The 12618-nt window shown below is 57.0% G+C and carries 12 protein-coding genes; 9 read left to right on the forward strand and 3 right to left on the reverse strand.

Features of this window, described 5'->3' with window-relative positions; all coding sequences use genetic code 11:
* Nucleotides 1–529, reverse strand: a 529-nt coding sequence (locus tag KHU33_RS13010; protein WP_211463581.1) for an MFS transporter, incomplete at its 3' end; no start/stop codon positions are given.
* Between the two features lie 20 nt (nt 530–549).
* Nucleotides 550–1761: a serine hydrolase domain-containing protein gene (locus KHU33_RS13015; RefSeq protein ID WP_230414241.1), complete on the reverse strand. Its 1212-nt coding sequence runs from the start codon at nt 1759–1761 to the stop codon at nt 550–552.
* A gap of 112 nt (nt 1762–1873) precedes the next feature.
* Between KHU33_RS13015 and KHU33_RS13020 the strand changes: the two genes are divergently transcribed.
* From KHU33_RS13020 to KHU33_RS13055, 9 genes are all read left to right on the forward strand, one after another.
* Nucleotides 1874–2791, forward strand: a complete 918-nt coding sequence (locus KHU33_RS13020) for a LysR family transcriptional regulator (protein WP_211463512.1) — start codon at nt 1874–1876, stop codon at nt 2789–2791.
* A 154-nt stretch (nt 2792–2945) separates the two neighbouring features.
* The gene (locus KHU33_RS13025) at nt 2946–3293 is read left to right on the forward strand and encodes a zinc ribbon domain-containing protein YjdM (protein ID WP_211463514.1); all 348 of its coding nucleotides are present in this window, start codon (nt 2946–2948) and stop codon (nt 3291–3293) included.
* Between the two features lie 143 nt (nt 3294–3436).
* A complete protein-coding gene (locus tag KHU33_RS13030) occupies nt 3437–4735 on the forward strand; it encodes a TAXI family TRAP transporter solute-binding subunit (protein WP_211463516.1) in 1299 nt (432 codons plus the stop codon).
* Nucleotides 4725–4886 (forward strand): hypothetical protein, encoded by a 162-nt coding sequence (locus KHU33_RS13035; protein WP_211463518.1) that lies wholly within the window; start codon nt 4725–4727, stop codon nt 4884–4886. The genes KHU33_RS13030 and KHU33_RS13035 overlap by 11 nt, the downstream gene beginning before the upstream one ends.
* 722 nt (nt 4887–5608) lie before the next feature.
* Nucleotides 5609–7090, forward strand: a complete 1482-nt coding sequence (locus tag KHU33_RS13040; protein ID WP_211463520.1) for a hypothetical protein — start codon at nt 5609–5611, stop codon at nt 7088–7090.
* 427 nt (nt 7091–7517) lie between these two features.
* Nucleotides 7518–7643, forward strand: a complete 126-nt coding sequence (locus KHU33_RS26690) for a hypothetical protein (RefSeq protein ID WP_268907123.1) — start codon at nt 7518–7520, stop codon at nt 7641–7643.
* Nucleotides 7644–7833: 190 nt separating this feature from the next.
* Entirely contained in the window at nt 7834–9183 is a 1350-nt protein-coding gene (locus KHU33_RS13045) for a 2-hydroxycarboxylate transporter family protein (protein WP_329956050.1), read from the forward strand.
* A 9-nt stretch (nt 9184–9192) separates the two neighbouring features.
* Nucleotides 9193–10230: an isocitrate/isopropylmalate dehydrogenase family protein gene (locus KHU33_RS13050; protein ID WP_211463522.1), complete on the forward strand. Its 1038-nt coding sequence runs from the start codon at nt 9193–9195 to the stop codon at nt 10228–10230.
* Between the two features lie 92 nt (nt 10231–10322).
* Nucleotides 10323–11135: an alpha/beta hydrolase family protein gene (locus KHU33_RS13055; RefSeq protein ID WP_211463524.1), complete on the forward strand. Its 813-nt coding sequence runs from the start codon at nt 10323–10325 to the stop codon at nt 11133–11135.
* Nucleotides 11136–11258: 123 nt separating this feature from the next.
* Here KHU33_RS13055 and KHU33_RS13060 read toward each other — a convergent pair whose 3' ends face one another.
* Complete coding sequence (locus tag KHU33_RS13060; protein ID WP_211463526.1) at nt 11259–12392, reverse strand: porin; 1134 nt, start codon at nt 12390–12392, stop codon at nt 11259–11261.
* Between the last annotated feature and the right edge of the window lie 226 nt (nt 12393–12618).

Raw genomic sequence — 12618 nt, forward strand, 5'->3', positions numbered from 1 at the left:
CAAAAGTGAAACGCCAGCCGATCCAGCTGCCGAGCAAGGTGCCCAGCGGAATCCCAAGCGACAGGGCCAGTGGCGTGCCGACCATGGCAACCGCAATCGCGCGGCCTCGCAGCGATGGCGCCGCCATGCGGCTGGCAAAACCGGCCAGCAAAGCCCACAGCAAACCTGCGAAGACCCCGGCAAACAGCCGCGCGACCAAGGTCAGCAGATAGCTGTCGGAGAGCGCGGTAACGGTATTCACGATAAAGAAGCCGCCGATCGCGGTTTGCAGCAGCGGCCGCCGGCGCCAGCTGCGAGTGGCGGCGACCAGCGGAATCGCGGCCAGCAAGGAGCCGATGGCGTAAATCGTGACCAACTGGCCGACCACCGATTCCGACACCGCCAGGTCGCGGCTCATCTGCGTCAACAAGCCAGCCGGCAAAGCCTCGGTCAGAATGGTAATGAATCCCGCCATCGCCAAGGCCAGCAAACCCGCCAGCGGCAGGCCGGCAGCAGCGGAAGGAACGCCGTCCGGCGTGACTGGCTCCATGGTTTGAAACTCGACGGTTTTCATGCTGCCCGCTCCGTGATTTTCGCTTCAGACTGACAGCCGTAGACGGCGTCCCGCACATCGGTCACGAACCGGCCGGCCATGCCTTCGTACAAGGTATTGGTGAAGGCGACCGCACTCAGCCCGCGGGCGCGGTCGACGAACCAGGAGTGGCCATAAGCGCCGCCCCAGCGCCAGGTGCCGACCGACTCCGGCGAATTCGCTGCAAGCGGATCGCGCAACACGGAAAACCCCAGCCCAAAACCGAAGCCCGGCGCATTCGGCAGTTCCAGGTCACCCGTATGATTCTTCGCCATTTCATCGACCAGCGAGCGCGGCAGCAATGCACGGCCGCCTTCGCGCAGCAGTTCCAGCAACTGCAGAAAATCGCCGGCGCTGCCAACCATGCCGGCGCCTGCCGAAGGAAAGGCGTGCGCATCGAGCGCGCGAGCAGGCTGGAAGCGGATACCTACCGCCCCCTCGAAAGGAGAAACGATGTCGGTCTCCTGCATGCGCCGTGGCGGCGTACCTTGGTTCACGTAAGCGCTGCTCAAGCGCGCCGGCTCGGCTGCAAAAAAGGCCGTATCGTGCAGCGCCAAAGGCGCCGTCACCAGACTCTTCACTGCGGCGTCCAGCGGCAGCTGGCAGACCCGCTCGATCACCGCGCCAAGCACATCGGTCGCCAGCGAATAACCCCACGCCGTGCCCGGCTGGTACTGCAGCGGCACGCTGGCGATGCGGCGCAGATTCTCGGCCAGCGTAACGCCGGATTGATCCATGCCGTCGGAGACGCCGGCCAGCGCATACGGGCCGTTCTCGTCGGCTTCGAAAAACCGGTAACCCAGGCCGGCCGTGTGGGATAGCAGTTGCCGCACGGTGATTTGCGCAGCGCTGCCGTCCGCCAGGTGTGGCCGGAACTCCGGCAGCCAGCGCTCAAGCGTATCGTCCAGCCCCAGCCGCCCCTGCCCCGCCAGCACCATGGCCGCAGTGGAAACGATGGGCTTGGAGACCGAGGCCAGCCGGAACAGCGCGTCGTCGCGCATCGGGCGCCTGGCTTCGCGGTCGGCAAACCCAGCTGCACGGCAGTAAACCAGCTTGCCGTCCTGCGCAATCAAGACTACGGCGCCGACCAGCCGTTGTTCCTGCAAAGCCGAGTCAAGCGCCGTATCAAGGCGTGTTTGCAAAGCAGCGGACGATTCGAGCGGACCCGGAGCGGGCATTCGTATTGGCATGATGGTTCCTTCTGTTGGTGTGATCGGCAAATCATAGGAGGCCATCGATTAAAGATAAACTGGGCTATAGTTCCACTCTATAAGGACACAAATGTCCGCAATTGGAGAGCATATGGAGAGCCTGAGTGGATTTGCGGTGTTTGTCCAAGTGGCTGAAACCCGCAGTTTTGTCGCCGCCGGCCGCTTGCTGGGCGTGTCGGCGTCGGCTATCGGCAAACGGGTGGCGCGGCTCGAAGAGCGGCTCGGCGTGCGCCTGTTTCACCGCAGCACGCGCAACATCACGTTGACCTCGGAGGGAACCCTGTTTCTAGAGCGCAGCCGGCGCGTGCTGGCCGAGATAGAGGCTGCCGAAAACGAACTGTCGCTGAGTACCGGAACGCCGCGCGGACGGCTGCGCGTCAGCCTGCCGCTGGTCAGCTCGCTGGTGCTGCCGGTGCTGGCTGACTTCATGCAGCAATATCCGGAAGTCGAACTGGATCTTGATTTCACCGATCGCAGCGTCGACGTCATCGAGGAGGGATTCGACGCCGTGGTGCGTACCGGCGAGTTGGCCGATTCACGCCTTTCATCTCGTTTGCTCGGTTCATTTCGCGTATTGCTGGCAGGCTCACCCGCCTATTTTGCCCAGCGCGGCGTTCCGCAGAAGCCGTCCGACCTGGCCGGCCATAGCTGCCTGCATTACCGCTACCCGAACAGCGGCAAGCTGGAGGTCTGGCCGTTGCGGCACACGCCTGACGAAGCCGAAATCGTCCTACCCACATCCATGATCTGCAATAACATTGAAACCCGCGTCTGCTTCGCGCTACGCGGGCTGGGGATTGCCTGCCTGCCGGGCTTCGCCGTCCGCGACGCCATCGCCGACGGCCGCCTGCGCACGGTACTGGACGACTACGTCGAGCGCACCACCGCATTTCGGGTGCTATGGCCGACCAGCCGGCATCCGACGCCCAAGCTGCGCGTGTTCATCGATTTCCTGGTGGAGCGGGTGTTTGCGCAGAGAGCTGGCGGAAAAACAAAACAGCCGGTTTAGGGCAAATGCCAGAGCTGGCGGATGCGAGAAGGTTAAACGACAGGTAGTGCGAACAGGTAGTGCGCCTCAAAAAACATTTCAATCCTGACAGCGATAGTCACGCAGTATACTGTCGCACTTTTACGGCTCCGGCTTTATTTCGAAAGACAACACCATGACTACCCTACCAGCATGCCCGCAATGCAACTCCGAATTTACCTACGAAGACGGCGGCCTCTTCATCTGCCCGGAATGCGCCCATGAATGGTCGGCACAGGCGACTGCAGAATCCGGCGGCGACGGCGTCAAGGTCTACCGCGACGCCGTCGGCAATGTCTTGCAGGATGGCGATACCGTCACCGTGATCAAGGACCTGAAATTGAAAGGCTCCAGCGGCGTGGTCAAGGTTGGCACCAAGGTCAAGAATATCCGCCTGGTCGACAGCGATCACGATATCGATTGCAAAATCGACGGTTTCGGCGCCATGAGCCTGAAATCGGAGTTCGTCAAGAAGGTGGTGTAATTGTGCGGGGAGCGATAGCCATCGGACTCCCCGGCAACAGTCCAACAGCCTCGCGCCCGGTTTTCGCGTTGCCCGACTAAGCGCTTCAAATCCGCACCATGCCCAGACAAAACCCAGCACTGCACCGCATCCAGAAGCCACCGATGACCGCGCAACGCCTGCGGCTCCTGATCATCGGCGCGATCGTGTTGATCGCTGCGCTGGGCTGGGCCCTGTTCATCATGCTCAAGCCCGCCATCCAGCGCACGATTGTGATTACCGCCGGCGCCGACAAGGGCATCTATAGCGGTTTTGCAGAGCGCTATGCGCCGCTCCTGAAACGTGAAGGCATCACCCTGGATATCCGCCGCTCCTCCGGCTCGGTGGAAAATTATCAGCGGCTGACGGATCCGGAAAGCGAATACGAAGTCGGCTTCATCCAGTCCGGCACCAACGCCCCGACTGAAAACGATCACCTGCAAACCATCGCCGCCGTCTCCTATGAACCGATCTGGGTGTTTTATCGCGGCGACACCGTCATCAACCGGCTGACGCAATTGCGCGGCAAGCGGGTTTCCGTCGGCGTTCCCGGCAGCGGACTGCTGAAAGTCTCGCGAATTCTGCTCGGCCACAGCGGCATCAACGGCGACAACGCCACGCTGATCGAAATGGATGCCTACAAGGCCTACCAGAATCTTGAAAACGGCCAGCTGGACGCCGCCTTTTTTATCGGCAGGCCCGACGCCCCCATGCAGAAAATGCTGCTCAACAGCGATCTGAAGCTGATGAGTTTTGCCCAGGCAGACGCGCTGGTGCTGAAGTTTCCCTCGCTCTCCAAGATCATTTTTCCACGCGCCTCGACCAGCATCGCCAACGATCTGCCGCAAGCCGACGTCACCATGCTGGCCGCCACCGCCCTGCTGGTTTCCAAGGATACCCTGCATCCGGCCCTGGCCTACCTGCTGCTGGAAGCCGCCAACGCCGCCCATGCCCGCGAAGATTACTTTACGCCGCGCGGTGTATTTCCCAACCTGAATACGGATGATTTTCCGGTTTCCGACGAAAGCACCCGCTACTTCAAATCCGGCCGCCCTTTCCTGCAACGCTACCTGCCGTTCTGGCTAGCCAGTTTCATTGAAAGGCGCTTGCTGATCCTGCTACCCTTCATGGCCTTGTTGTTCGGGCTGCTGCAAGCGCTGCCGCGCATGGTGGCGGCACGCATGAAAAACCGGCTGGTGGTCTGGTATCGCGAAATCAAGTCGCTGGAAGATGAGATATGGGCTTGCAAGAATCCCAGCAAGGAACAGATTGCGCAATGGCGCGACGACATCGAAAACATCGATGCGAACGCCAGCCAGATACGGATTCCGCAGCGTTATTTTCAAGATGTGTATGCGCTCAAACAGGCGATCCGGGTGGTGCGGGAACGGATTGTTCAGGTGGCGCAGAAGGTTGAACAATGAATTGGGGTTGATTGGAGACTTCCTGACACTTGGACAAGCTGGCAAGGACGAGGCGATCGCCCTGGTCCGCATGGCCGTCGAACGCGGCGTCACGCTCATCGTCCAGCCGCTCGCGCTGAAACGAGCCACATCAAACCTGGCATCCCCATAACATTTTCCGCTCGGCTGCTTCCCTCGCTTTACGTACGCCGCTTCAGATTGACGAGCGAGCCGGAGAATGGCGGCTTGCTAGACAGCCAGCATGCAGCGATCCAATTTTCCCCGGCGCCTCGAAATTACCCCACTTCTGATGTTTTGTTACGCACCAATTACCTTTTAAGCATCTATTCGCTCAGGGCCTCTTTATTTCGCATCTTGAAGAGGTTGACTGGTCACATGTCGCAGTATGAAAACGATATCGAAATTTCCAATAGCCAACATTGAACGGCTGAATGTCGAATGGCAGATATCGATTGAGAGACGAGACTATTCGACAGGAAATGATGACCCAGAACCTTGACGGTCTTTTATGGAGCATCAGAAATGCATATACAAAACCTACCCCAGCCCACGATTTCGCCCGAGAACACTGAGATCACCGAGAATGTCGAAACGAATACAAGCGGTTCCAGCCGAAGGTCGAGATCCCGCAGCCCGATGGCGAGCTCAGGCGAATTAACCCGGCTTGCAGAGCCAAATACCGGTAGTAACCGACATTCGGTGTCCTCCAGCATAGGCCATGAAGGAAGAGTGGAAAGCGCCAGGATGTCAGTATCTTCCAGTATCGGATTTGAGGGACGCACGGACAGCGGCAGACGAATTTCAGCATCGTCAAGCAGGAGCGGAAGCGGACGGGCCACCGTTGGTTCGTCGACGCGGCATCACAGCGGGGAATTGAATCTCGACGTCCTCTCAGACGAGGAAAAAAAAATAACTTTCGATGAGCAATTGGCGCTTTCCCGCATCGAAGGCTCTCCAATTGCGGAAGGTTCTCCGCTGCCGCTGATTCCCAAAGCTCCCGTCAGCCGCAGAAAGCTCTCCACCATTTTCTCCGGTAAATATTTGGGTTCGTCGTCAACTGCGAAGGCGCCTCTTTCCTCCACTGCGGAAAGCTCGGCAATGGCCAGGGCGACCCATATTGAAATCGAAATGAGCGGCATGCTTGCAGACGAGGCTGAACCAACCGCACCCTTGGATGCTGAAAACATTCGGCTGGGAGAGGAAGTAATTCAGATTCCGAACAGGGATTCAATCTCAGTGCAACTGCACGAAATATTTGCGCCGCATATTAATGAAGGCAACCATGAAGCTTTCGAATTGCTGATCGGCGAGAGAGCAATCAGACTCGATGCAAAAGGCGAAACACCTGAAAGTATCCATCGGATCCTGTCAAAAGGAACTAACATGGATCGCGTTGCGCAAGCTACCGTGGGCTACGTGAGATCAGTCCCGTTCGGAATTGCATCAAGATTGCTGGACGCCAAGCAGGTATTGACCGCGGCCGCAAAAACCCCGGCACAAGGCGGCGCCATTGCCGGCGTGTTTTCTGGCGCCGCAGATACCGTGGGCGCAAAAATTCTGGAGAAATCGACCGGCAATACCCAATGGATGAAAGCGGACGCGGAACAGCTGGAGCCGGTGATGGCGGAAGCAAAAGGGGCAACGGGCAATCTGATGAAGCAAGCTCTCGAAATTTCGGCTTCGTTTCAGACCTATACCGGACGCAACATCCTGCGAAATGCTGTCGTTCCGGCGGTTGCCAAGAAAGCCGGCGCAGCTGCGGCAACTGGGGTTGACTCCTGGATAGCGGCTGCCGGAGGTCCCATCGCCGGCTCGGCTGCATATGTCGCCATGAATGCGTTCAATGAGAAGAATCATCGTGTCGGCCCTGAATATTTGCTCGGCCGTCCTGATTGGGAAGCGCATTTCGATAGACTGAAAAATGCCACATGGACCGATGCCGGCATCAATGGGTTGAAGCGTGCCGCCAGATTGCCTGTGGATATCGCGACGGACACGCTTAGCGGGGCGCGCGAACTATTGACTGCCAAGCGTATCTTGACGAACGGTGTGCTGGCCGGCGGTTTTGCCGCAGTCTCCGCAGCAAAAGCAGCGGCCGGAATCGCAGCGAAAAAGGCGGGAATGGATCCAGCCAGCATCTCCGCCATCCAGGAAACAGTCGGGACGATCACCAGCGCACCGGTATTTGCGGCATGGACAATGACCGATGTTCTCGCCGATACCGCAATTGATAAAGCAGGTGAGGCAGCGAATCGGGCCGGCAACATGATTCACCAATCCAATCCGCCTATGGCCGCAAGAGCGGAGTATCACGTGATCGACATGCCGGAGGACGATCGGGGACCGGCAGCGTAGCCCTGTTTCTTTAACCTGCAGTAGTTCCAGGGTCGGCTTCTAGAGCCTGTTCCAGGGCCTGTCACAGGCCCTAGTGATGTCGCACAGCAAATTAAATAGTGAGGAATTGGAAAGCTGGATGAAAGTTATGCTGGCCTAGAATACATCCACGTTAATAAATGTTTGAGGAAGATCACGGCCGCCATATCAATTGCGGCAGGTCATAATTCCCAAAATCGTGGAGACAAGAAGTAATGCCTAAATTTCTCTATGGCCCAATGCATCCGCCCGCAATGCCGGCGGCACACGCGAGTGCTGCCCCGATTGCAGCGACCGGGGGCATGGCTGCCAACTCATCAAAAAATCGCCGTCATGACTGGCGGCATCGCGCAGATTATCTATTTTCCGGTAGAGCCGACTGAGCACCTGCAAGATAGATGCTGCCAGATTGGCGCGCACATTTAACACGATCCTGACGTTCATCAAGGATGACGCCACCGATTTTATCCATCAGCGCAGTACCGCCTTGACACCTGCAGATTGGCCGCCCTGGGGGGCGCATGCCTTGTTCTGATCGATGAAGTCATCGGGCAGAGTAGCAACGGGAAAAAACTGCACGTTTCCTGAACGAGCAACTTATTCGCGCCATGTTCCACATTAGCCGTAAGGCTGCGACAGCACACACTCATAACTGCCTTTGTATTTAAAAACACAGCATGACGAGCCTTGTGCCAACTCTAGAATTTGAATCAAAGGAGAAAGAAATGAAAGCTATACCTGCTGAACAGCTTATGCCGGTCACGGAAAAAACATCCGAAAAATTCTGGCCGTACGGCTGGTGGAAATTGATGGAAATGCGCATTGGCGTTATACCGTTGCCGGTGTACTTGTTGCTGCTGGCATTGATCACCGGATTTGTCGTCACCGGCAAAGTGCCGTCCGATATCTCGGTATCGATTGCGTTGCTGGCAGTGGGCGGCTTTTCTTGCGCGGAATTGGGCAAGCGGCTCCCTATCATGCGCAACATAGGCGCCGCAGCAATTTTTGCGACCTTCATCCCTTCCTACCTGGCATTCCAGCATCTTTTGCCTGCCATGGTTTTAAAGAACGTAGTCGATTTCACCAAGTCGACCAATTTTCTTTATCTATTCATTGCGTCGATCATTGTCGGCAGTATCTTGAGCATGGATAGAACGGTTCTCATCAAAGGTTTCATCAAGATTTTTGTGCCGCTTGCCGCCGGTTCTGTCGCGGCAGCTATTGTCGGCACGGCCGTCGGCACTCTGCTTGGCCTGGGCACCTACCATACTTTCTTTTACATCGTTGTTCCGATCATGGCCGGCGGTGTGGGTGAAGGCGCTATTCCCTTATCCATTGGTTACTCCGGAATATTGCACCAGGCTCAGGGTGATGTCTTTGCGCAGGTGTTGCCCCCTGTGATGCTCGGCAGCCTGACCGCAATCATGCTCGCCGGCGTGCTGAATTTTGTGGGCAAGAAATACCCGCACCTCACTGGCGAGGGCCGGCTGCAGCCGGGCGAGCATGACGAAATGCATCCGGCGAAGGAAGAAGGTCTCGCTCATACGGATGTCGGCAATATTGCGGCCGCCGGCATTACCGCAATCTCGCTGTATATGTTTGGATTGATGTGCTACAAGCTGTTCGATTTTCCGGCGCCGGTCGCCATGTTGTTTATTGCCGTGATTTTCAAGCTGTCACGCGCAGTGTCGCCGCAGTTGCAACAAGGCTCTCTGGTCGTCTACAAGTTCTTTTCCACGGCGGTCACTTACCCCTTGCTGTTTGCCATCGGCGTATCCATGACGCCCTGGGACAAACTGGTGTCCGCATTCAACGTGCTCAACCTCATCACCATCATATCGACTGTTGCGACCTTGATGGCGACAGGCTTCGTGGTCGGGCGGTGGCTGAACATGTATCCGATTGAAACGGCAATTGTAAATGCCTGCCACAGCGGCCAGGGCGGCACCGGCGACGTGGCGATTTTGACGGCGGCGAATCGCATGCAAATGATGCCGTTTGCACAGATTGCGACGCGCATTGGCGGTGCGATTACAGTCACTCTGACCCTGATTGTCATGTCCCAGTTGAAATAAAAGGATCTCATGAAAAACACAATAACTCCCCAAATTCCCGCAACGTTGATCCCCGGCGACGGCATCGGCCCGGAAGTAGTCGAAGCCACGGTCCAGGTATTGGATGCCTTGGGATCGCCTTTTTCCTGGGACATACAACAAGCGGGCATGGCCGGCGTCAACAGCAGCGGCGACCCGTTGCCGGCAGCAACCCTGGCCAGCATCCGCAAGAACAAGCTGGCCCTCAAAGGCCCGCTGACCACACCGGTAGGCGGAGGCTTCCGCTCCTCCAACGTCCGCCTGCGCGAAGAATTCCAGTTGTACGCCAATGTCAGACCGGCGCTGACGATTGTGCCGGGCCGCTACGAAAACATCGACATCGCGCTGATCCGGGAAAACATCGGCGGCTTTTATGTGGCCCATGAATACTACATTCCGGTCGGCGACGACCCGCGCGCCGTCGCCGTCTCTACCGGCATCAACACACGCGAAGCCTGCAAGAAGATTGCGCGCTTTGCCTTCGAATATGCGGTAAAGAACGGCCGCAAGAAAATCACCGTAGTCCACAAAGCCAACATCCTGAAAGCGCTGACCGGCATCTTCCTGGAAGCCGCCAAAGAAGTTGCGAGCGAATACGAAGGCAAAGTGCAGATGAACGACATGATCGTCGACGCCTGCGCCATGCAACTGGTGCTCAACCCCTGGCAGTTCGACATGCTGTTATGCACCAACCTGTTCGGCGACATTCTTTCCGATCAGATGGCCGGCCTGGTCGGCGGCCTGGGCATGGCGCCGGGCGCCAACATCGGCGACGACTGCGCGATCTTCGAAGCTGTGCACGGCTCGGCGCCGGACATCGCCGGCAAGGGCATCGCCAATCCGATTTCCTTGCTGCTGGCAGCGGGCCAGATGCTGGATCATGTCGGCCGGGGCGATCTGGCCCTGCGGCTGCGCACCGCGATCACCGACACGCTGAACAAAGACAAAATTGCGACGGGCGATCTCAAGGGCAGCGCATCCACTCAAGAGTTTACCGATGCGATTGTGCGTCGGCTTGAGGTGATCTAGCTAGCGATCCATCGAACTGTGCAGCGGCGGAATATGTCACCCTCACGTTGGCACGATCAAGGTTTTTATTTTTAATATGCCTGGAGAAAAAAATGCCAACGGAACGTTTCGAGTTCTTAGGGGCTGAAAAGCAAAAACTTGCCGCTCGCCTCGATCTTCCAACGGGAGAAACACGCGCCTATGCTTTGTTCGCTCATTGCTTCACAGGCGGCAAAGACATTCTCGCAGCCAGTCGAATTGGACAGGCGCTCGCCACGTGCGGCATAGCGGTATTGCGCTTCGACTTTACCGGCTTGGGTGCAAGTGAGGGGGAGTTTGCCAATACCAATTTTTCCTCGAACCTGGCTGATCTGACCGCCGCGGCAAATTATTTGCGGCAGACATATCGTGCGCCGTCCATGCTGATCGGGCATAGCCTCGGCGGCGCGGCGGTGCTAGCCGCCGCTTCAAAGATACCGGAGGTGCGCGGTGTCGTTACCATCGGTGCGCCAAGTGATCCAGCGCATGTCAAGAAGCAGTTCCGTGGATATCTGGACGAGATTCAAACTAATGGTGAAGCCGTAGTCAAGCTCAGTGGGCGACCATTCAGAATCAAGAAACAGTTTCTCATCGATGCGGAGAAACAGCGATTGCTGCACAATATTTCGGAGTTTGACGGGGCGTTGCTGGTCATGCATTCGCCGCAAGATGAGACAGTCGCGGTGCAGAATGCGAGCCATATTTTCAGCGTTGCAAAACACCCGAAAAGCTTCGTATCCTTAGATGATGCAGATCATCTTCTTACTCGGAAAAGCGATGCTTTGTATGCGGCAAAAGTCATTGCGGCATGGAGTGAGCGTTATATCATCGGTGACGCCAAAAGGTCCGGCTATCAAGATAATCTAGTCACTCCAGAAACGAGCTGATTTTACGGTGTGCCATCCATGTACCCAGGCCAAGCTAAAACAGCTTGATCGCATGTCCGTTGTTGAACTTCTAATTCACCGAAAGCAGAGTTTTTTATACTCTGCCTCCGGCGATGACAGCAATCAGAAGCGGGTACGCATGCCCACCGCGAATTCGGTCTGGTTCTGGAAGCCGTTCGCCGAACCTACACGATAGCCGCCGTCAAGTTTCATGTAGTCGGCAGCCAGATACAGCTCGGTACGCTTCGACAGATGGTAGAAGGTCGAACCGTACAGGGTTTTCTTTTTGCCGCTGCCGGTTGCGGTCGAGCCGCTGGCATCGGCATAGGCATTCAAGGTGCTGGTGCCGGCCGCATTGTAAGCAGCGTTGTTGGCCTTCATCACTTGATAACCGATTTCATAGTCGAACGAACCTTGCGGTGTGAACTTGGCCGATACGGTATACGCATCGTCCTTACGCTTGCCGAGTGCACCTTGCTCTGCCGTGTAATGGAAGTAGCCGGCATTCAAACGCACCAGATCGAAAATGTAGCTGCCACCCACCGAATAGGATTTGTGCTTTTCCAGACTGGTGTCGACGCCGTTGCCGACGTCGGCCTGGTTGATAAAGCCGGAGACGATGAAATTCGGGCCGTTGTAGCCGATCGCCGCCGATTTGGTGGTGTTGTGGGCGAACTGGCCGGCGACGTTGCCGAACTGATAGCCAAGGCCGGCCACCACGCCGTTATCGAACACTTTCTTCCACACCACGCCATTGTCATAGCGGGTGCCGGTGGCGCTGCCCGAGTAGAAAATCAGCTGTTTGAAGTTGTTGTTGTTGGTGTAGCCGCCCTCTTCCAGACCCAGCTTGGAACCGTAGGCGTCGCCGTAGACTTGGGAAAAATCGCGTGCCAGGGTGTTTTGGCGGCCCAGTGTGAGCTGACCAAAGGTGGTGTCTTGCATACCGACCCAGGCGTCGCGGTTAAACAGCACGCCCGGCGTATCCATTTCACCGGTGCCGACCACGAATTCGGCTTCCAGTTTGAAAATCGCCTTGAGTCCGCTGCCCAGATCTTCAGCGCCGCGGAAGCCGATGCGGTTGCCGCTGAACCAGGCGACCGGGATGCCGGTCAGGCGGTCGCCGGCCTTGTCAGCATGATTGACGGTGCTGATGGTGGCGTCGATCAGGCCATAGATAGTGACATTGGATTGTGCATATGCTGCATTGGCAGATCCGAGCGTCCCCAGAACAGTTAACGCTAATAGCGATTTTTTCATTTTTCCTCCAAACATGGGTATATTGAATTCACCGGCCAATTTCGCCTGACCGTTAAAAGATAATAATCGCAAGTTTCCTAAAAGCATTCGGCTTATATATTTTTGTTGCTTTTTGGATACAGTCGAAGAGTTTGAGTTCTTGTCCTGGCAATGGGACAAAAACGGGACAAGGGCGTAAACAGAAAAGGGCCAGCATGCAGCTGACCCTTATGTATTCTGGCTCCCC

The sequence above is a fragment of the Collimonas silvisoli genome, assembly GCF_018305005.1.
GTDB lineage: Bacteria > Pseudomonadota > Gammaproteobacteria > Burkholderiales > Burkholderiaceae_D > Collimonas > Collimonas silvisoli.